The following is a 19,705-nucleotide window of genomic DNA, read 5'->3' on the forward strand; positions in this document are numbered from 1 at the left end:
CCGGCACGGAATTCCGTGCCGGATCAGGGGGCGGAACCCGTGCGCTACGAAACCACCGCAGGATCGGCCGACTTGGCGACCCCTTCGTCGTTGTCCTCCTCGTCGCCCATGACGATCCCGCGCCGCTTGGAGACGTACACGGATCCCACGATCACGGCGAGCGCGAGGACGGCGATGAACACCCTTGCGCCGACACTCTTGTCGTCGCCGTACGAGAACTTGACGATCGCCGGCGCGATCAGCAGCGACACCAGGTTCATGACCTTCAGCAGCGGGTTGATCGCGGGGCCCGCCGTATCCTTGAACGGGTCGCCGACCGTGTCACCGATCACCGTCGCCTCGTGTGCCTCGCTGCCCTTGCCGCCGTGGTGGCCGTCCTCGACGAGCTTCTTGGCGTTGTCCCACGCGCCACCGGAGTTGGCGAGGAACACCGCCATCAGCGTGCCGGTTCCGATCGCACCCGCGAGGAACGAACCGAGCGCCCCGACGCCGAGCGTGAACCCGATCGCGATCGGCGTGAGGACCGCGAGCAGGCCTGGTGTGGCGAGTTCGCGCAGCGCGTCCTTGGTGCAGATGTCGACGACGCGCCCGTACTCGGGTTTCTCCGAGTAGTCCATGATCCCGGGGTGGTCGCGGAACTGCCGCCGCACCTCGTAGACCACGGCCCCGGCGGACCGCGACACCGCGTTGATCGCCAGCCCCGAGAAGAGGAAGACGACCGCGGCGCCCGCGATGAGACCCACCAGGTTGTTGGGCTGGGAGATGTCCATCATCAGGTTCATCGGCGCGCCCGCTCCCGAGACCTTCTCGCCCACGTCGCTCGCGGCCGTGGTGATCGCGTCACGGTACGAGCCGAAGAGGGCCGAGGCCGCGAGAACGGCGGTGGCGATGGCGATGCCCTTGGTGATGGCCTTGGTGGTGTTGCCGACCGCGTCCAGGTCGGTGAGCACCTGCGCGCCCGCGCCCTCGACGTCGCCTGACATCTCGGCGATGCCCTGCGCGTTGTCGGAGACGGGACCGAAGGTGTCCATCGCGACGATGACACCGACCGTGGTGAGCAGGCCCGTTCCGGCGAGCGCCACGGCGAACAGCGCCAGCATGATCGACGTGCCGCCCAGCAGGAAGGCCCCGTACACGCCGAGGCCGATCAACAGGGCGGTGTAGACGGCCGATTCGAGACCGATGGAGATGCCGGCGAGGACGACGGTGGCCGCGCCGGTGAGGGAACTCTTGCCGATGTCCCGGACGGGCCGGCGGCTGGTCTCGGTGAAGTAGCCGGTCAACTGCTGGATGAGCGCGGCCAGCACGATGCCGATGCCGACGGCGACGACCGCGAGGACCCGCGGGTCACCGCCCTTGGCCTTGATCGCCGCGTCCGTGACCCCGTCCAGTTCGGCGTAGGTCCCCGGAAGGTAGATGTAGACGGCGAGGGCGACCAGGACGAGCGAGATCACCGCGGAGATGAAGAACCCGCGGTTGATCGCGGACATGCCGCTGCGGTCGGAGCGCCGGGGCGCCACCGCGAAGATGCCGATCATCGCGGTGAGTACGCCGATCGCGGGCACGATCAGCGGGAACGCGAGCCCCGAGTCGCCGAACGCCACCTTGCCGAGGATCAGCGCGGCGACGAGCGTGACGGCGTACGACTCGAAGAGGTCGGCGGCCATACCGGCGCAGTCGCCCACGTTGTCGCCCACGTTGTCGGCGATCGTCGCGGCATTGCGCGGGTCGTCCTCCGGGATGCCCTGCTCGACCTTGCCGACCAGGTCGGCCCCGACGTCGGCGGCCTTGGTGAAGATGCCGCCGCCGACACGCATGAACATGGCGATCAGCGCCGCGCCGAGACCGAAGCCCTCAAGGACCTTCGGCGCGTCGGCCGCGTACACGAGCACCACACAGGAGGCGCCCAGCAGACCGAGCCCCACTGTGAACATGCCGACGACGCCACCGGTGCGGAAAGCGATCTTCATGGCTTTGTGCGAGACGGCGGTGAGATCCTTTTCGGGCTCACCCTCCGCCGGGGTCGCTTCCCGTGCGGCGGCGGCCACGCGGACATTGCTCCGTACGGCGAGCCACATGCCGATATAGCCGGTGGTCGCCGAGAACGCCGCGCCGATCAAGAAGAAGATCGACCGTCCGGCGCGCTGATTCCAGTCGTCCGCGGGAAGCAGCATGAGCAGGAAGAACACCACGACGGCGAATACGCCGAGCGTGCGCATCTGACGTCCCAGGTAGGCATTCGCGCCTTCCTGGATCGCCGTCGCGATCTTCTTCATGCTGTCGGTGCCCTCGCCGGCCGCGAGGACCTGGCGTACCAGGATCCCGGCGACCACGAGCGCTGCCACGGCGACGACCGCGACGACCGTCACGATGAGACGGTTGTCGTCCGTCAGAACCGCGGCTGCGAAGGTTGTGGGGTGGTCAAACTGATGAGGGGTAGAAAGCCCCGCCATTCGTCCTCCTTGACGCTTGGGCTGAGCTCAAGATGTGGACGGATTCTAGATACCGGAACCTGATCGAAACAGTGGGCGGTAAGCGGAATTAGCCGTCACTTGCCCTTCGGCACATGATCGACAGGCGCCCACGGACCCAAATGCAGTAATGCCCCAGAAGCGTTGACGCTTGATCCAATTATCACGCGACTGATCGTGAATCAATTCACGAAACGCCGTGCGCGATCACCGGAGTACACGATTACCGGACTGCGCGATCACCCTGAGGACGAAAACACGTTCCCGGACATGCCGAAGGGCCCCACCGAGTAGGGCCCTTCAGGACAAACTAAGAGGGACGGCTGTCAGGAAAGAGCTACGGCCGGCGGCGTGGTCGGCCAGCTCATCCTGATCAGTCCGCCGTGCTCTCCGGCGATGACTTCCACGTCGTCGACGAGGCCGCTGATGACCGCGAGGCCCATCTCGTCCTCCTCGGCCTCCGCGTCCGAGACGGCGCCGGACGCCGCCCCGCCGGGCACCGAACCCGGCGCCTCGTCACCGACCTCGATGGAGAACTGCTTCTCCTCCTCGATCAGCGACACGTGCACCGGCGCCGCGATACCGCCGCTCTGGTGCAGTCCGACGGCACGAGTACAGGCCTCACCGACGGCGAGCCTGACCTCGTCGAGGACGGCCTCGTCCACTCCGGCCCTGCGCGCCACCGCTGCCGCCACCAGTCGGGCGGTCCTGACGTGCTCGGGCAACGCGCTGAAGCGGAGTTCAACGGTGGCCATGCATCCCCCTCTGAACTACGGGCGTGCTGTCTGGGGGCCGGGCCACAGGGCCCGGTCCCCGATGTGCGATCCCGGGCCCACGACCCGGGAGACCGGCCGTCAGTCGGTCGCGTTGACCGCCTCGTCCACCGAGGTGTGGATCGGGAACACCTTGGTGAGGCCGGTAATACGGAAGATCTTCAGAATGCGCTCCTGGTTGCAGACCAGACGCAGCGAGCCCTCATGGGCCCGGACACGCTTCAGGCCGCCCACCAGCACGCCGAGACCGGTGGAGTCGAGGAAGTCCACGCCCTCCATGTCGACGACGAGGTGGAAGCTACCGTCGTTCACCAGCTCGACCAGCTGCTCTCGCAGCTTGGGCGCGGTATATACATCGATTTCGCCGCCGACCTCGACGACCGTACGGTCGCCGTTAGGGCCGGACACATTGCGAGTCGACAGAGACAGGTCCACGGATCCTCCAGCACCTTGCTATCGAGCGGTCGCCCCATGGGACACCTCGGCAGAGCCCCCGGGACGGTTCGCCAGCCGCGATGGCATTCAATCACTTACCGGCAGGCGTGCACGACGCCTTGGGCCCATTGTCCGTCACGCCAGTGACACACTCGATGCCGATGGCCAAGAATCACCGATCCGATCGATCCTCGGCGGACACCGCTTCCCGCCCTTCGCCGAGCACCGTCCTGGACCGGCTCGCCTCGGGGCCGAGCCGGGCTTCGCGCATCACTCATACGGAGCACTTGCCCCCGCGAGCGGGTCGCCATGCCGTCTGGCCCGACCGGATCCGTTCGGAGGTCATCGCCGCGGTGCAGGCGGCGGGCATCGAACACCCGTGGGCCCACCAGGCACGCGTCGCCGAGCACGCCCTGGACGGCGAGTCGGTGATCGTCGCCACCGGCACTGCCTCCGGCAAGTCCCTGGCCTACCTCGCCCCCGTCCTGACGGCCCTCCTGGAGGGCTCCGAGGCCCCGAACGGCCGGGGTGCCACCGCCCTCTACCTGGCCCCCACCAAGGCCCTGGCGGCCGACCAGCGCCGCTCGGTGAAGGAACTTTCACAACCGCTGGGCAATGCCGTTCGCCCAGCCGTGTACGACGGCGACACACCCTTCGAGGAACGCGAATGGGTACGCCAGTACGCGAACTACGTCCTCACCAACCCCGACATGCTGCACCGCGGGATATTGCCCTCCCATCCCCGCTGGTCCTCCTTCCTGCGCGCCCTGCGCTACGTCGTCATCGACGAGTGCCACACCTACCGCGGCGTCTTCGGCTCCCACGTCGCCCAGGTCCTGCGCCGGCTGCGCCGCCTCTGCGCCCGCTACGGCGCCTCTCCCGTCTTCCTGCTGGCCTCCGCGACCGCCGCCGAACCCTCGGTCGCGGCGCGCCGCCTGACCGGCCTCCCCGTCGTCGAGGTCGCCGACGACGCCTCCCCGCGAGGGGAACTCGTGTTCGCCCTGTGGGAGCCCCCGCTCACCGAACTGCACGGCGAGAAAGGTGCACCCGTCCGGCGTACCGCCACCGCCGAGACGGCCGACCTGCTGACCGACCTCACCGTCCAGGGCATGCGCTCGATCTCCTTCGTACGGTCCCGGCGTGGCGCCGAGCTGATCGCGGTGATCGCCCAGGAGCGCCTCGCCGAGATCGACCGCTCGCTGGCCCGGCGCGTCGCCGCCTACCGCGGCGGCTACCTCCCCGAGGAACGCCGTGCCCTGGAGAGCGCCCTGCACTCCGGAGAACTCCTCGGCCTCGCCGCCACCACCGCCCTCGAACTCGGTGTCGACATCTCCGGCCTCGACGCCGTCGTCATCTCCGGCTACCCGGGCACCCGCGCCTCCCTCTGGCAGCAGGCCGGCCGCGCGGGCCGCTCCGGAGAAGGCGCGCTGGCGATCCTGGTCGCCCGCGACGACCCGCTGGACACCTTCCTCGTCCATCACCCCGAGGCGCTGTTCGACCAACCGGTGGAATCCACCGTCCTCGACCCGGACAACCCCTACGTCCTGGCCCCGCACCTGTGTGCCGCCGCCTCCGAGATCCCGCTCACGGACGAGGACTTGGACCTCTTCGGCCCCGCCGCCGCCGGACTGCTGCCGCAGCTGGAGGCCGCGAAGCTGCTGCGCCGCCGGGCCACGGCCTGGCACTGGACGCGCCGGGAGCGGGCCGTCGACCTGACCGATATCCGCGGGGGCGGCGGCAGCCCGGTGCAGATCGTCGAGGCCGGCACCGGCCGCCTGCTCGGCACGGTCGACGAGGGCGCCGCGCACACGGCGGTCCACGAGGGCGCGGTCCATCTGCACCAGGGCCGTACGTACCTGGTGCGCAAACTGGACCTGGAGGACTCCGTCGCCCTGGTCGAGGAGGCCAGTCCGCCGTATTCGACGGTCGCGCGCGACACGACCACCATCGCCGTCCTCGAGACCGACGTCGAAGTCCCCTGGGGTGACGGCCGGTTGTGCTACGGCTCCGTGGAAGTCACCAACCAGGTCGTCTCCTTCCTGCGCCGCCGCGTCATCACCGGCGAAGTGCTCGGCGAGACCAAGCTCGACCTCCCTCCCCGTACGCTCCGCACCCGTGCCGTCTGGTGGACGGTCACCGAGGACCAGCTCGACGCGGCCCGGATCAACCCGGAGATCCTCGGCGGCACCCTGCACGCCGCGGAGCACGCCTCGATCGGCATGCTGCCGCTGTTCGCCACCTGCGACCGCTGGGACATCGGCGGCGTCTCCGTCCCGCTCCACCCGGACACGCTCCTGCCCACCGTCTTCGTGTACGACGGCCACCCGGGCGGCGCCGGATTCGCCGAGCGGGCCTTCCACACCGCCCGCTCCTGGCTCACGGCCACCCGTCAGGCCATCGCCTCGTGCGAGTGCGACGCCGGCTGCCCCTCCTGCATCCAGTCCCCCAAATGCGGGAACGGCAACGATCCCCTCCACAAGCGAGGCGCCGTACGCCTGCTCACGGAACTCCTGCGGGCCGCACCGGAGCCAGGCCCGGAGGCGCCGGCTGGTGAGGAGTCGGGTCGCGAGCAGTCCGGCGAGGGCAGTCGGGCCGGGATGGGTCCGGACGGGTCGGTAGGACCGAATGGGCTGGGTGGGCCGAATGGGCTGGATAGGCCGGATGGGTGAAGGCCGGCGGCCGGTCGGACGAAAGTTGGGCCCGGATGGGCCGAACGGGTGATTCGCGGGTGCACGACCCCGCAGGCCCCGCCCTCGATCTGACCTCGGCGGTGATCGGTCCCGTTCCGGACGACGCCGTCACGTCCGAGATCTGGCCCTCGACCTCGCACCGCACGAGCCGCGCGTTCTGGGCTCGGACCACCCGGTCCGCGCGAGCGCAGGCCGCCGTGCCACCGTCGCTCCAGTGGTCTGCCGCGGCGAGGGCCGCCAAGTCCGCGGCCCCTGCGGCCCGGTGCCGCACCACGACGGCCTGTCCCATCGACAGCACCGCCCCGAAGACCGCACAGAGCACAGCGACCACACCCACCGTCCACACCGTCGCGGACCCTCTGTCGGAGGACGCACTCCCCCGGTCGGAGGACTCACGCCCCCGCGCACAACGGCCCCTCCCGACGGGCGGCCTCGCCGATCGCCGGCTCAGCCCGGCACTCCGGCTCCTCATCTCCCCTCCACCCCCGCGACCGTACTTCCCACCGTCTCCTCCGCCAGCGCCACCGCCTCGTCCTTCAGTTCAAGGGACAGAGCGGCGGGACCGGGTGTCCGCGCGCCGACAGTGACCCGGACCAGGTCCCCTTCCCGGCCCACCGTGATCTTCGCGCCGGGCGGGGCCGCGCGGCGGGCCGTCTCCAGGACGGCTTCCTCCGGGTCCTGGCGCGCCGCCGACCGAGCGCCCGCCCTCGCCGCGTCCACGCACTGGATCTGCGCGGACGCGGCGAGCAGTGCCCAGACGAGCGCCATGCCGACGAGCACCAGAGAGGGCAGAACCACGGCGGCCTCGGCGGTGACGAATCCACCGTCCCGGCGCGGGACCGGACCCGCCCTCAACTTGGCTTGTCCCATGCGGCGTTCACATCTGGACATTCAGCGCCCGCCCCACGATGCCCTGCAGTTCCTCGCCGACCTGCCCGCTCGTCACCACCTTGTAGAGCGCGGCCGCGAAGGCCACCGCCGCGATGACACCCACCGCGTACTCGGACGTGACCATCCCCGCGTCCTTCCGCGCCGCGACGGACGCGACCATCCAGGCCCGCATCCACGCACGCCCTCGCCCCTGCCCCTGGTTCTCCACCTGTTCCTGCTCCTGGTCCTGGTTCTGCTCCTGGTCCTGGTTCTGCTCCTGTTCTCGTCCCCGTCCTCGCGCCGATCCGAGAACTCGCGCCGTCCCGCTCATTTCAACCTCCGTGAGATTCAGCCCTGCAGGTCACTTCGTCCGCTTCGTTCTTCGCCGCTGTTCACCACTCGCCCCGCCGTCCGTCACCCACCACCCCCTCGCAGCAATCCGTCGGCCAGCCCGATCACCACGGGCAGCACGCCGATCGCGAGGAAGGCGGGCAGGAAGCACAGCCCCACCGGGGCGGTGACCATGACGGCCGCTCGGCGGGCCCTCGCCGTCGCCGTGCGCGCCCACTCGGCGCGGGCCTCCGCCGCGAGCCGGCCCACCGGTACAGCCGCCGGGACGCCCGACTCACCCGCCCGCTCCAGCAGTCGCGCCAACCCCTGAGCACCCGGCAACGACGCCAACCTCCGCCACGCGTCGACCGGTTCACCGCCGAGCCGCACCTCCGCCGCACCACGGGCCAGCCTCTCGCCCACAGGTCCGCCCAGTGCCTCGCCTACGGCCTGGGCAGCCGCCACCGGACTCGCCCCCGCAGCGATGCAGGCGGCCACCAAGTCTGCTGCGAGGGGCAGTTGGCGGGCGGCCGACGCCACGTCGTACTCCTCCGGAGGTCCCGGATTCCGCCGCCGGAGCCACCATCGGACTCCGAACCCTGCTGCCAGTCCGACCAGAACTCCGACGAGCCCGCCGATCAGAACCCAGCCGGTACACACGACACCCAGCAGGGGCAGCCATCGCCGGCCGAAGCCCCGTACCTCGTGGCGCCGCGGTGATGGCGCGGGTTCCGGGAGCAGCAGCGCGGCCAGGCGGCCCCGCACTCTCCTCGCCCGCCGCACCGTCCCGAGCCAACGGGCCGGCGAGCCGATCAGGAGCACTCCGCACACAAGTACCCCCAGCCTGTGGACAACTTCCGCGCTCATGCCGCCTCCGCTCCTCGTACGATCCGCAGCGCCCACCACAGCCCCACGCTCTCCAGCACCCCGCCGACCAGCAGGCAGCCCAGCCCGGGACCGGTGTGCAGCAGCACGTGCAGGGGTTCCGCGCCGAGCGCGGTGCCGAGCAGGAGACCGAGGACGGGCAGGCCCGCGAGCATGGAGGCGGTCGAGCGCGACCCAGCCAACTGGGCATGCATGTCGGCTCGTTGATCCCGCTCGGCTCGCAGCGCGGCCTCCAGTCGGTCCAGTCCCGCCGCCAGCCCCGCGCCCCGGTCCACGGCCACACGCCAGCACACGGCGAGCCCCACCAGTCCGTCGGCGCCGGGCTGCCGTGCCGCCTCGGTGAGCGCGCCCGGCACGTCTCCGCCGAATCTCGCCGCGGCCAGCACCGACGGCTGCGCCCCAGCGAGTCCGTCCGAATCACGTGCGGCCGCGAGCAGCGCCTCGCCGGGCTGGCGTCCGGCCCGCACCTCACCGGCGAGCGCGCCGCACAGGGCGATCACCGCGTCGCCCCGTCGCTCACCCTCGCGCCGGGCCTCCGCCGCTCGCCGCACCCGGCGCAACAGGGGCATGCCGGCGGCTCCGAGGAACAGGGGCACAAGTGACGTGCCCAGTACCGCGATCACCGCTCCCGCCACCAGCGACCACGCTTCGGGCCGCAGCCGCCCGCGCAGCCGTGGCCAGCCGACACGGGCCCACTCCCACAGGGGCGGCCCGGTCGCCGCCCCGCAGCCGGCGAGCAGCACCCTCGCTCTGCGCGCGCCCGAGCCGTGCCCGCCGATCAGCCAGGCCGCGATCCCGGCGCACGCCACGGCCGCTCCGGCAGGTGCGTCCGCCATCTCACCGAACCTCATCCCGCTCCCCGATCGCGTCCCGACGTCCGGCCCCCGTGAAGACCCCGGTGTCCACCACCTCCGAAGGACTCCTCGTCCTCCTCCGGTCCGGAGGAACTTCCTCTCTCCCGAGCCCGAACGGCTCGCGACACCCCTGGCCCGACCCCATCGGCTCGCGACACCCCTCACCCGTGCCGATCGCCTCCCGACCCCCCTGGTTTCGACATCCCTGGCTTCCCTCCCGAAGGAGCTCCCGCAGCCGCTCCCACCCCCGCTCGCAGGCGAAGGCGTCCTCGCCCCACCGCAGAGCAGGCACCGTCAACACGAGCCCCGACGGGGCTCGTTCCAGCACATGAACCTCGGCGATCCGGCGCCGTCCGGTGCGGTCCCGTACGAGATGAAGGACCACGGACAGCGCCGCCGCCAGTTGGCTGTGCAGCGCGGCCCTGTCGAGGCCCGCCGCGGTGCCCAGGGCCTCCAGCCGGGCCGGGACCTGCGCCGCAGCGTTGGCGTGAAGCGTTCCCGAGCCGCCCTCGTGTCCTGTGTTCAGCGCCGCCAGCAGCGAGACGACCTCCGGACCTCGCACCTCGCCGACCACCAGTCGGTCCGGTCTCATCCGCAGGGCCTGCCGGACGAGATCCTGGAGCGAGACGAGGCCGACGCCCTCCTGATTGGCGGGCCTCCCTTCCAGGCGCACCACATGCGGATGGTCGGGACGCAGCTCGGCCGAGTCCTCGGCGAGCACGATCCGCTCTCCCGGACCCACCAGCCCCAGCAGCGCGCTCAGCAAGGTCGTCTTGCCCGAGCCCGTGCCTCCGCTGATGAGGAAGGACAACCGGGCGTCCAGCAGTGCTCTGAGCACCTTGTCCCCTCCGGGCGGCACCGTTCCCGCCGCCACCAGCTCGTCGAGAGTGAACGCGCGCGGCCGCACGACACGCAGGGACAGGCACGTGGAGCCGACGGCCACCGGTGGCAGCACCGCGTGCAGACGGGTTCCGTCCGGCAGCCTGGCGTCCACCCAGGGGCGAGCGTCGTCGAGCCGTCTGCCGGCCACCGCCGCGAGGCGCTGCGCGAGACGTCGTACGGCTGCCGCGTCCGGGAACGACACGGTGGTCAGCTCCAGGCCGCCGCCGCGGTCCACCCAGACCCGGTCGGGCGCCGACACGAGCACGTCGGTCACCGACGGGTCGGCGAGCAGCGGCTCCAGCGGACCGCTGCCGACCAGCTCGGAGCGCAGCCGCTCGGCCGCGCCGAGGACTTCGGCGTCCCCGAGCACCCGCCCCTGTTCACGCAGCGCCTGGGCCACGCGCGCGGGAGTCGGTTCGGATCCGCTCTCGGCCAGCCATTGCCGCACGCCGTCCAGCAGCCCCGCACCGCCGTCCGGGCCGGCCCCGGCCCCGTCCCACGCCTCCGTCCCCGCGGGCGGGAGGCCTGGTGGACCGCCCCGCGTTTCCTTTCTCGCGTCCCAGCTCATACGCCCCCTCCTTCGACCGGAACGCGCTCCCAGAAGGCCGTGCAGAACCGTGCCAGGGGCCCCTTCGCCGCGCTCCCCGGTGGTGCCCCGCCGTCGAGCGGGAAGGACTCCGCCGGCAGTTCGCCCACCAGGGGCAGGTCGAGCAGACGGGCGACCTCGCGGTCGTCGAGGCCCGGCGCGCAGGGGCCGCGGACCACGATCCGCAGATCGCGCAGAACCATGCCGACCGCGGACGCCACCCGCCCGGCCGCCGCGACCGAGCGCAGGTCGGCGGGGACCACCAGCAACCCCATGTCGAGCTGGGCGAGGATCTCGGCGACACCTTCGTCGATGCGGCGGGGCAGGTCGACGACCACCACGCCACCACGCCTTCTGGCGGCGGCCAGCACCGCGCGCACCGCCTGCGGGGGAACGGTGACCGTGTCGCTCCGGTCCCAGCTCAGGACCCGCAAGGCGTGCAGTCGGGGCAGGGACTCCTCCAGGGCGCCACCGCCGACCCTGCCGCGGGACGCCGCGAACGCCGGCCAGCGCAGCCCCTCGGCCGTCTCCCCGCCGAGGAGTACGTCCAGTCCGCCTCCGAGAGGGTCCGCGTCCACGAGCAGGGTGCGCTTCCCCTCACGCGCGGAGGTGACGGCGAGCGCGCAGGCCAGCGTGGAGGCGCCGGCCCCGCCACGGCCGCCGAGCACACCGACGGTGAGAGCGGGCCTGCCGACTCCTTCGGCCACATCCGCGATGCGGTCGACGAGCCATTGCTCGCCGTCCGGCAGCACCAGGACGTGATCAGCGCCGATCTCGACGGCACGCCGCCAGACTCCGGAATCGTCCTGGTCCCGGCCTACCAGAACCACTCCCCTTCTCCGCGCGGCGCCCCGTACGCGCGATGCCGCGTCGTCGCCGACCAGGACGAGGGGCGCCGCCTCCCAGCTCCCCCTGCGTTCCGGAATCCCGTGATGGACCTCGGGCCGCGCGCCCGCCGCGGCGCACAGGCGCAGCAGGTCGTCCAGGAGGTCGACGTCCTCGGTGACGATCAATGGTCCGCCCTGCCGCCCCTCGGCGGTGGGCGGCCGGTCATGGGTGATGGCTCCCGCCACGATCTCCAGCCCCCTTCGCTGCTTCTTGCGCGGGGCCCTCCAGGACCCCGTGATTCCCGCTCGTGTGAAGAGCCGTCAAGCGGCCTCCATATGAACGGCCGATACGAACCGGCCAAACGCGTCCGACAAACGGAACCGGTCATGAACCGGCCACGAACGGAGCGCGTGAGAATCACGGTGCGGCGATCCCGGAAATCGTGTGGATCTTGGTCCAAAACTGTGGACAACTCGGCGGCTGTGAATATCGCCTTCACGCCTACCGGTGAACGCTCAACGGCTTCCGCAGAGCATCCCCACAGCTACGCACAGTGACGGATCATGGATGCAATGAGAGGGCGGAATCAACGGTGCCGAGGAGGCTCCGGGGCCGCGCAGAAGCGGAGAAAACCCATCCGGACATGCGACGACCCCCGCCGGGGGGGAGAGCGGGGGTCGTCCCCACGGCCGACTCGGGGGGGGAGGAGTCGGACCGGGTTAGCACGGTCGCGAACGATCCGTGACTTCCATGGTGTACCCGAGAGCCTTCTCAGGCAAACCCACGCGCCTCACCTTACGCCGAATGGTGGGCCCTATGCTCGACCTCGTGGAAAACCACTCCTTGCCTCGTACAGCGGCCTTCTTCGACCTGGACAAGACGGTCATTGCGAAGTCGAGCACGCTCACCTTCAGCAAGTCGTTCTACCAAGGCGGACTGATCAACCGCAGGGCGGCCTTGCGTACCGCGTACATCCAGTTCGTGTTCCTGGCGGGCGGCGCCGACCACGACCAGATGGAACGGATGCGCAAGTACCTGTCCTCGATGTGCCGCGGCTGGAACGTCCAGCAGGTCAAGGAGATCGTCGCCGAGACACTGCACGACCTCATCGACCCGATCATCTACGACGAGGCCGCGTCGCTCATCGAGCAGCACCACAAGGCCGGTCGCGACGTCGTGATCGTGTCCACGTCCGGTGCCGAGGTCGTGGAGCCGATCGGCGAACTGCTCGGCGCCGACCGGGTCGTGGCGACCCGCATGGTCGTCGGCGAGGACGGCTGCTTCACCGGAGAGGTGGAGTACTACGCCTACGGGCCGACGAAGGCCGAGGCGATCAAGGAGCTGGCCGCGTCCGAGGGGTACGACCTGCCCCGCTGTTACGCCTACAGCGACTCGGCGACCGATCTGCCGATGCTGGAGTCCGTCGGACATCCGCACGCGGTGAATCCGGACCGCGCGCTGCGCCGGGAGGCGGTCGCCCGCGCGTGGCCGATTCTGGACTTCCACCGCCCGGTCCGGCTGAAGCAACGGCTGCCCGGCCTGTCCGTACCCCCTCGCCCCGCACTCGTCGCGGCGGCCGCGATAGGAGCCGCGGCGGCCACGGCGGGACTCGTCTGGTACGCCAGCCGACGCCGCGCGACGGCGGTGTGAACCTCCACGCGCGCGAAAGGGTCCTAAATGAAGTCCATTTCTCACCCTTTTGAACCTAAAAGTAAAGAAGTGCGGTGAGGGGTTTCGCTTCCTCCGGACCTGGAGTACAAAGGGTTTAACGGCCCGCGAGACCAAGGACATCCGAGAGGATCACCTTCAAACGCAACCAGGCCCCACGGACCGAGCATGAACATCGAGCACCCACGCGACGTCGACCCGTCGATTACGGGCCAGCCGCACCAGGTGACGGGCAGAAGATCCCGGCCTGATGGGCAACATATCGAGGACGCCTGGTAACCCGGTGAACGTGCCAGCGGCGGTACGAGAACTCGTACCGCCGCAACCCTTTCCAGGCGATCACGCCCTTACGCGGCGCCTCGCTGCAGCGCCTCGCAGACCGCGGCGGACTCCCTGGCGCCCAGCTCGACGGCCCTGCCGCAGTGCGCGATCCATGCGGCCATGCCGTCCGGGGTGCCGGAGACGTAACCGTCCAGTGCCCCGAGATAGGCCGCACGGCCGAGTTCCGCGTGGCCGACCTCCGCCGGGCAGATGGACTTCGGGTCGAGACCACTGCCGATCAGGACGATGCGCTCGGCGGCGCGCGCGACCAGTCCGTTGTGGGAGGCGAACGGGCGCAGGGCGATCAGTTCGCCGTGGACGACGGCCGCCGTGACCAGGGCCGGGGCGGAACCGCCCGCGATGATGAGCTGGGACAGCCCTTCGAGACGGCCCGCGACCTCGTCCGCGTCCGGCAGCGGAAGCTCCACCAGGGGCTCTTCGGCCTTCTCCCCGCTCTGCCTCGGCCGGCCGACCGCCTCACCCCGGTCGGCCGCCGCGACCAGGTGGAGCCTGGCCAGCACACGCAGAGGCGACTGCCGCCAGATGGACAGGAGCTGGCCCGCCTCGGCGGTCAGCCGCAGGGCGGCGCCGAGCGTCCGGTCCTCCTCCCCCGCACTGAAGTCCGTACGCCGGCGCACCTCTTCGAGGGCCCAGTCGGCCCCGGACAGCGCCGCGGAACCACGGGCCCCGCGCAGCGCCGCCTCGGACGTGATCTCGTTGCCACGCCGCCGCATGATCCGGTGCCCGTAGACCCGGTCCACGGCCTTGCGCACGGACTCCACGGAATCGGCCACCCCGGGAAGTGAACCGAGGGCCGCGAGCGGATCGGCGGTCGCACCTGTCGTACTCATGAGTACGACATTACGCACCCCGGACCCGCGCCCCACGAAGGAGTGGTCTTCTTCACGCGGCGCGAGCACCTGGAGCGACGGCCGCACTACTCTTGGTGAACATGAAAATTGCTTTCGTCGGGAAGGGCGGCAGCGGCAAGACCACCCTGTCCTCGCTCTTCATCCGCCACCTCGCCGCCTCAGGGGCACCTGTCGTCGCCGTGGACGCCGACATCAACCAGCATCTGGGGGCCGCGCTCGGGCTCGAAGAGACGGAGGCCGCGAAGCTCCCCGCCATGGGCGAGCGGCTGCCGCTCATCAAGGACTATCTGCGCGGCTCCAACCCGCGCATCTCCTCCGCCGAGACGATGATCAAGACGACCCCGCCCGGGGAAGGCTCCCGGCTGCTGCGGGTCGGCGAGACCAATCCGGTGTACGACGCCTGCGCGCGACCGGTGGAACTCGACGGCGGCGTGGTCCGTTTGATGGTCACCGGCCCGTTCACCGAGGCCGATGTGGGAGTGGCTTGCTACCACTCCAAGACCGGTGCTGTGGAGCTCTGCCTGAACCATCTCGTCGACGGCCGGAGCGAGTACGTCGTCGTCGACATGACGGCGGGCTCCGATTCCTTCGCGTCCGGCTTGTTCACCCGCTTCGACATCACGTTCCTTGTCGCCGAGCCGACCCGGAAGGGAGTCTCCGTCTATCGCCAGTACAAGGAGTACGCCCGCGACTTCGGCATCGCCCTGAGGGTCGTCGGCAACAAGGTGCAGAACCAGGACGACATCGACTTCCTGCGAGCGGAGGTCGGCGACGACCTCCTGGTCACGGTCGGGCACTCGGACTGGGTACGCGCCATGGAGAAGGGGCGTCCGCCCCGTTTCGAGACCCTGGAAGAGGCCAACCGGCGCTCGCTGCACGCCCTGCGGGCCGCCGCCGACGCCACGTACGAGCTGCGCGACTGGGAGCGGTACACGCGCCAGATGGTGCAGTTCCACCTGAAGAACGCCGCCAGTTGGGGCAACGCCAAGACCGGGGCGGACCTCACCGGACAGGTCGACCCCGGATTCGTGCTCGGCGAGAGCCCCCTGGCCACCGCGTGAGGAGCCGACGGCCGACGGCACCGCTTCGGGCCCGGCAACGGACGGCCCGAAGCGCCACCGCGGCCTGAGCGGGCAGGGCCCCGGGCACCGTGACGACCTGAGTGACGGGACAGCCCGGGGCACCACTGCGACGGGACGGCCCAGGGCACCGCTACGGCTTGAGCGCCGGTGCCCCGGGGACACCCTTCGGAGCCGGGGCAGGGCGGCCCGCGAGGAAGGAGGCCCAGCCCTGCTTCGGCGCCTCCGCGACCTGGAGGCCGCGGAGCTTGGCGAGGGTGGCCGGGTCCTGGGCGTCGAGCCAGTCGGCCAACTGACGGAAGGAGACACAGCGCACCTCGGCCCTGGTGCAGACGCGCTCGACGACCTCGTCGACGGCACGCATGTAGGTGCCGCCGTTCCAGGACTCGAAGTGGTTGCCGATGATCAGAGGCGCGCGATTGCCGTCGTAGGCGCGGTCGAAGCCCTCCAGCAGCCCGTCGCGCATCTGGTGGCCCCAGAACTCCTGCTTGGCCGGGTCGCCCTGGGTCTGCGTTCCCGACTGGTTGACCATGAAGTTGTAGTCCATGGTGAGCTGCTCGTAGGAGTGTCCGGGGAACGGCACGAGCTGCATCGACAGGTCCCACAGTCCCTCCTTCCTCTTCGGCCAGACCTGGTCGCCGACGCCGCTGCTGTCGTAGCGGAAGCCCAGCTCGCGAGCCGCCTTCATGAAGTTCTCGCGGCCCTCCAGACAGGGGGTGCGGGCGCCGACGAGTTCCTTGTCGTAGTCGAAGGGCAGCGAGGCCGCGTCCTTCAGGCCCGTGTTGGTCTTCCAGGACTTCACGAACGACTTCGCCTGGGCGATCTCGCTCTTCCAGTCCGCGACCGACCACTGGCCGACCCCGGCCTCCGTGCCACAGAAGTGGCCGTTGAAGTGCGTGCCGATCTCGTTGCCCTCCAGCCACGCGCCGCGCAACTGCTTCGCGGTGTCCGCGATGCCCTGCCCGTCGTTGAAGCCGATCTCCGAGCTGCCGGGAGAGTGCTGTGGCGGCAAGTACCGGTCGCGCTTGTCCTCCGGCAGCATGTACAGGCCGCTCAGGAAGTACGTCATCGTCGCGCGGTTGGCCCGGGAGACCTTCCGGAAGTGGGAGAAGAGCCTCTGGCCGTCCTCGCCGGCGCCGTCCCAGGAGAAGACGACGAACTGCGGTGGCCTCTGGCCCGGCCTCAGCCGCTCGGGCCGCGGAAGATGCGGCTGGGCCCCGGTGTACGACGTGGATCCGTCGCCGATCAGGCGGACCGTGGCCTTGGGCGCCGGAGCCCCCGTCGCCTTCTTCGCACCGTGCGCACGTTCACGGGAAGGCGTGCCGCCGCCGCTCGCGCAACCGGCGAGCGCCGTGGCGCAGGCCGCGGCGATTGCCATGCCCGCGGCGATCCTCTGGGTGGCGGCCATGTTCCGCCCTCCTTCTCCTCCGTCGGGCAGCGCCGGTCGGGGCGCCGGCGCGGCTGTGCACCGACAGGGCCGCCAAGGTTTCACGAGACCGAGAAGGAATAAGTACGACAAGCCGATTAAAAGCTCACTTCACCCCAGGGGGTGAATTAATGCCCCAATTGCCCCTATTTTCGACATCATCCCTTTACTCTGCATTACGATCCATTTACCGAGCGTTGAAGAATCCCGCCGCTGCATGCCGTGACCCACGGCCGCGACCCGCCCCCCGCCGCCTCGGACGGGGGATCACCTGTTCCGCGACCGCGCCGCCCCGGAGGAGACGGGAACCATGTCTGCCTGCGTCCCCACCCGCGCCGCCGACCCGACTCGGCCCGCGCAGGTTCACCAGCCCCACAGCCCCCCGCCGGTCCCGCCCCGACGCTTCCGTGTCGCGGGCGCCGATCTGTCCGCTTCGATCGCGGTCTTCCTGATCGCCCTCCCTCTGTCCCTCGGCATCGCCCTCGCCACCGGCGCGCCGCTCCAGGCCGGGCTGGTCGCCGCCGCCGCCGGCGGACTGGTCGCGGGCCGGCTCGGCGGCTCGCCTCTGCAGGTGAGCGGTCCCGCCGCGGGACTGACCCTCGTCACCGCCGAGCTCATCCAGCGCTACGGCTGGCGCGCGACCTGCGCCATCACCGTGCTGGCGGGCATCACCCAGCTCGGTCTCGGCTGCCTGCGGGTAGCCCGTACGGCCCTGGCCGTCAGCCCCGCCATCGTGCACGGCATGCTGGCCGGCATCGGGGTGACCATCGCCGTGGCCCAACTCCACATCGTGCTGGGAGGCATTCCACAGAGCTCCGTCCTCGAGAATCTCGTGGGACTGCCGGACCAGGTGGCCCGGATGCATTCCTCGGCGGTGTCGATGAGCGTGCTGACCCTGGTGCTGCTGTTCGCCTGGCCGCGGCTCCCCGGACGGACCGGGCGGGTGCTGCGCAAGGTCCCCGCCGCGCTGATCGCCGTCGCCGGAGCGACCCTCACCGCCTCTGCCGCCGGACTGACGCTGCCGAGGGTCGAACTGCCGTCCTGGCGCATCCACGCGCTGGCCGGACTGCCCGAGGGGCCGGTGCTCGGCATCGTCGCCGCCGTCCTCACCGTGACGCTGGTGTGCAGCGTGCAGTCGCTGCTCGGGGCCGTCGCCGTGGACAAGCTGGTGAGCGGCCGTCCGGAACTCCGGGGCCGTGTCGGCCGTTCCCGCCTCGACCGGGAGCTGCTCGGGCAGGGCGCCGCCAATGTCGTCTCCGGCGCGCTCGGCGGACTGCCCGTCGCCGGTGTCGCCGTACGGAGTGCGGCGAATGTGCAAGCAGGTGCCGTCAGCCGGAACTCGACGATCCTGCACGGCGTTTTCGTAGTGATTGCCGCGCTGCTGATGGTCCCGATCCTGGAGCTGATCCCCCTCGCATCGCTCGCCGCCCTGGTGATGGCCGTCGGCATCCAGATGGTGTCCCTGCACCACATCCGCACGGTCACCCGCCACCGCGAGGTCCTGGTGTACGCCGTCACCACGCTCGGCGTCGTGTTCCTCGGAGTGCTCGAGGGTGTCGCCCTGGGTGTCTCCGTGGCCGTCGGTGTCGCCCTGCACCGGCTCGGCCGCACCCGCATCACGCACGAAGAGAGAGAAGGAGTCCATCACGTCCATGTACGAGGCCAGTTGACGTTCCTCGCCGTGCCCCGGCTCAGCCGCACCCTGCACCTCGTGCCCCGGGGGACGGACGTGGTCGTACGCCTGGACGGCTCGTTCATGGACCACGCGGCGTACGAGTCGCTGCACGACTGGCAGATCACCCACGTCGCCCAGGGCGGCACGGTCGACCTCGGCGGGCGGACCGGAACGCGGATCGCCGAGCCCGCGGACTCCGGACACTGCCGCTGCCTGCCCTGGACACCCTGGCGGTACCACCAGTGCGATGCCGCCGCCGAACCGGGGCTCCCGCCCTCGGAGACACCCTCAGGCAGACAGGAGGACGAGATGGACGAGGCCAGACCTAGCGGACATCAACTGGCGCGCGGAATCAGCGCGTTCCAGCGCAACACCGCGCCCCTGGTGCGTGATGAGCTGGCCCGGCTGGCCCGGGAAGGGCAACGGCCGTCGCAACTGTTCCTGACCTGTGCCGACTCCCGGCTCGTCACCTCGATGATCACCTCCAGTGGTCCGGGCGATCTCTTCGTCGTACGCAATGTCGGCAACCTCGTGCCACTGCCGGGGAAGGAGAGCGGGGACGACTCGGTGGCGGCGGCCATCGAGTACGCGGTGGACGTACTGAAGGTGCGGTCCATCACGGTGTGCGGGCACTCCGGCTGCGGGGCCATGCAGGCCTTGCTGGCGTCGGAGCCCGGAGGGGCGCTCACGCCGCTCAAGCGGTGGCTGCGGCACGGGCGGCCGAGTCTGGACCGGATGGCCGACGATGGGCCGAGTGCGCGGATCGCCGGACGGGCACCCGCCGACGCGGTGGAGCAGCTCTGTCTGACCAATGTGGTGCAGCAGCTTGAGCACCTGCGGGCGCACGAGTCCGTGGCGCGGGCCCTTCGGGAGGGCGTGCTCGAACTGCAGGGGATGTACTTCCACGTCGGGGAGGCCCAGGCGTATCTGCTGGCCGGGGCCGACGGGGCCGAACTGTTCGATCACGTAGGCGCGTTCGATCGGGCGTTCGCGGCGGAGGAGCTGAGGCATCCGGTGTGATCGGGCGGTGGTGCGCGGTCCTGTCAGGCGGGACCGCGCA

General features: G+C 70.7%; 15 protein-coding genes and 1 pseudogene. 4 read left to right on the forward strand and 12 right to left on the reverse strand.

The annotated features are described in order from the left end of the window. Nucleotides 1-44 precede the first annotated feature (44 nt). The 3 genes from ACWEBX_RS31345 to bldG all read right to left on the reverse strand — a co-directional run bounded on the left by ACWEBX_RS31345 (nucleotide 45) and on the right by bldG (nucleotide 3,679). Entirely contained in the window at nucleotides 45-2,453 is a 2,409-nt protein-coding gene (locus tag ACWEBX_RS31345; RefSeq protein WP_451888166.1) for a sodium-translocating pyrophosphatase, read from the reverse strand. Between the two features lie 344 nt (nucleotides 2,454-2,797). Continuing rightward, on the reverse strand, nucleotides 2,798-3,226 hold the full coding sequence (locus tag ACWEBX_RS31350; RefSeq protein ID WP_451888167.1) for an ATP-binding protein: 429 nt from the start codon (nucleotides 3,224-3,226) through the stop codon (nucleotides 2,798-2,800). Nucleotides 3,227-3,325: 99 nt separating this feature from the next. Next, nucleotides 3,326-3,679 carry an anti-sigma factor antagonist BldG gene (gene bldG, locus ACWEBX_RS31355; protein WP_037625427.1) on the reverse strand — a complete coding sequence of 118 codons (354 nt, stop codon included), beginning with the start codon at nucleotides 3,677-3,679 and terminating at the stop codon, nucleotides 3,326-3,328. An 80-nt stretch (nucleotides 3,680-3,759) separates the two neighbouring features. On the opposite strand from bldG, the gene ACWEBX_RS31360 reads away from it, so the two are divergent. Then, nucleotides 3,760-6,348, forward strand: a complete 2,589-nt coding sequence (locus ACWEBX_RS31360) for a DEAD/DEAH box helicase (RefSeq protein ID WP_451888168.1) — start codon at nucleotides 3,760-3,762, stop codon at nucleotides 6,346-6,348. Between the two features lie 64 nt (nucleotides 6,349-6,412). Here ACWEBX_RS31360 and ACWEBX_RS31365 read toward each other — a convergent pair. The 7 genes and pseudogenes from ACWEBX_RS31365 to ssd all read right to left on the reverse strand — a co-directional run. Continuing rightward, a pseudogene (locus ACWEBX_RS31365) lies at nucleotides 6,413-6,841 on the reverse strand (Rv3654c family TadE-like protein); the annotation flags it as partial. Next, entirely contained in the window at nucleotides 6,838-7,239 is a 402-nt protein-coding gene (locus tag ACWEBX_RS31370; protein WP_451888169.1) for a TadE family type IV pilus minor pilin, read from the reverse strand. The gene ACWEBX_RS31370 and the pseudogene ACWEBX_RS31365, both read right to left, overlap by 4 nt. Before the next feature lie 7 nt (nucleotides 7,240-7,246). After that, entirely contained in the window at nucleotides 7,247-7,432 is a 186-nt protein-coding gene (locus ACWEBX_RS31375; protein ID WP_451888179.1) for a DUF4244 domain-containing protein, read from the reverse strand. Between the two features lie 221 nt (nucleotides 7,433-7,653). Further along, nucleotides 7,654-8,436: a type II secretion system F family protein gene (locus ACWEBX_RS31380; RefSeq protein WP_451888170.1), complete on the reverse strand. Its 783-nt coding sequence runs from the start codon at nucleotides 8,434-8,436 to the stop codon at nucleotides 7,654-7,656. Beyond that, entirely contained in the window at nucleotides 8,433-9,290 is an 858-nt protein-coding gene (locus ACWEBX_RS31385) for a type II secretion system F family protein (RefSeq protein WP_451888171.1), read from the reverse strand. The genes ACWEBX_RS31380 and ACWEBX_RS31385 overlap by 4 nt, the downstream gene beginning before the upstream one ends. Before the next feature lies 1 nt (nucleotide 9,291). After that, nucleotides 9,292-10,758, reverse strand: a complete 1,467-nt coding sequence (locus ACWEBX_RS31390) for a TadA family conjugal transfer-associated ATPase (protein WP_451888172.1) — start codon at nucleotides 10,756-10,758, stop codon at nucleotides 9,292-9,294. Next, the gene (gene ssd, locus ACWEBX_RS31395; protein WP_451888173.1) at nucleotides 10,755-11,849 is read right to left on the reverse strand and encodes a septum site-determining protein Ssd; all 1,095 of its coding nucleotides are present in this window, start codon (nucleotides 11,847-11,849) and stop codon (nucleotides 10,755-10,757) included. Before ssd ends, ACWEBX_RS31390 begins: the two co-directional genes overlap by 4 nt. 571 nt (nucleotides 11,850-12,420) lie before the next feature. On the opposite strand from ssd, the gene ACWEBX_RS31400 reads away from it, so the two are divergent. After that, the gene (locus tag ACWEBX_RS31400) at nucleotides 12,421-13,254 is read left to right on the forward strand and encodes an HAD family hydrolase (protein ID WP_451888174.1); all 834 of its coding nucleotides are present in this window, start codon (nucleotides 12,421-12,423) and stop codon (nucleotides 13,252-13,254) included. Between the two features lie 365 nt (nucleotides 13,255-13,619). On the opposite strand, the gene ACWEBX_RS31405 is transcribed toward ACWEBX_RS31400, so the two are convergent. Next, nucleotides 13,620-14,444 (reverse strand): oxidoreductase, encoded by an 825-nt coding sequence (locus tag ACWEBX_RS31405; protein ID WP_451888175.1) that lies wholly within the window; start codon nucleotides 14,442-14,444, stop codon nucleotides 13,620-13,622. Between the two features lie 101 nt (nucleotides 14,445-14,545). Between ACWEBX_RS31405 and ACWEBX_RS31410 the strand changes: the two genes are divergently transcribed. Beyond that, nucleotides 14,546-15,526: an ATP-binding protein gene (locus tag ACWEBX_RS31410; RefSeq protein ID WP_451888176.1), complete on the forward strand. Its 981-nt coding sequence runs from the start codon at nucleotides 14,546-14,548 to the stop codon at nucleotides 15,524-15,526. Nucleotides 15,527-15,677: 151 nt separating this feature from the next. Here the strand turns inward: ACWEBX_RS31410 and ACWEBX_RS31415 are convergent, their stop codons facing one another. Beyond that, on the reverse strand, nucleotides 15,678-16,952 hold the full coding sequence (locus ACWEBX_RS31415; protein ID WP_451888177.1) for a hypothetical protein: 1,275 nt from the start codon (nucleotides 16,950-16,952) through the stop codon (nucleotides 15,678-15,680). 328 nt (nucleotides 16,953-17,280) lie between these two features. On the opposite strand from ACWEBX_RS31415, the gene ACWEBX_RS31420 reads away from it, so the two are divergent. Next, complete coding sequence (locus tag ACWEBX_RS31420; RefSeq protein WP_451888178.1) at nucleotides 17,281-19,665, forward strand: SulP family inorganic anion transporter; 2,385 nt, start codon at nucleotides 17,281-17,283, stop codon at nucleotides 19,663-19,665. The last annotated feature ends 40 nt before the right edge of the window (nucleotides 19,666-19,705 follow it).

Source organism: Streptomyces sp. NPDC005070, from assembly GCF_053600395.1.

Excerpts from the sequence above, each read along its gene's own strand:
- ACWEBX_RS31350 (WP_451888167.1), bottom strand. The coding sequence starts at position 3,226 with ATGGCCACCGTTGAACTCCGCTTCAGCGCGTTGCCCGAGCACGTCAGG.
- ACWEBX_RS31410 (WP_451888176.1), top strand. The coding sequence starts at position 14,546 with ATGAAAATTGCTTTCGTCGGGAAGGGCGGCAGCGGCAAGACCACCCTG.
- ACWEBX_RS31400 (WP_451888174.1), top strand. The coding sequence starts at position 12,421 with ATGCTCGACCTCGTGGAAAACCACTCCTTGCCTCGTACAGCGGCCTTC.
- ACWEBX_RS31420 (WP_451888178.1), top strand. The coding sequence starts at position 17,281 with ATGTCTGCCTGCGTCCCCACCCGCGCCGCCGACCCGACTCGGCCCGCG.
- ACWEBX_RS31390 (WP_451888172.1), bottom strand. The coding sequence starts at position 10,758 with ATGAGCTGGGACGCGAGAAAGGAAACGCGGGGCGGTCCACCAGGCCTC.
- ACWEBX_RS31405 (WP_451888175.1), bottom strand. The coding sequence starts at position 14,444 with ATGAGTACGACAGGTGCGACCGCCGATCCGCTCGCGGCCCTCGGTTCA.
- ACWEBX_RS31380 (WP_451888170.1), bottom strand. The coding sequence starts at position 8,436 with ATGAGCGCGGAAGTTGTCCACAGGCTGGGGGTACTTGTGTGCGGAGTG.
- ACWEBX_RS31375 (WP_451888179.1), bottom strand. The coding sequence starts at position 7,432 with ATGCGGGCCTGGATGGTCGCGTCCGTCGCGGCGCGGAAGGACGCGGGG.
- ACWEBX_RS31345 (WP_451888166.1), bottom strand. The coding sequence starts at position 2,453 with ATGGCGGGGCTTTCTACCCCTCATCAGTTTGACCACCCCACAACCTTC.
- ACWEBX_RS31360 (WP_451888168.1), top strand. The coding sequence starts at position 3,760 with ATGGCATTCAATCACTTACCGGCAGGCGTGCACGACGCCTTGGGCCCA.
- ACWEBX_RS31385 (WP_451888171.1), bottom strand. The coding sequence starts at position 9,290 with ATGGCGGACGCACCTGCCGGAGCGGCCGTGGCGTGCGCCGGGATCGCG.
- ACWEBX_RS31415 (WP_451888177.1), bottom strand. The coding sequence starts at position 16,952 with ATGGCCGCCACCCAGAGGATCGCCGCGGGCATGGCAATCGCCGCGGCC.
- ACWEBX_RS31370 (WP_451888169.1), bottom strand. The coding sequence starts at position 7,239 with ATGGGACAAGCCAAGTTGAGGGCGGGTCCGGTCCCGCGCCGGGACGGT.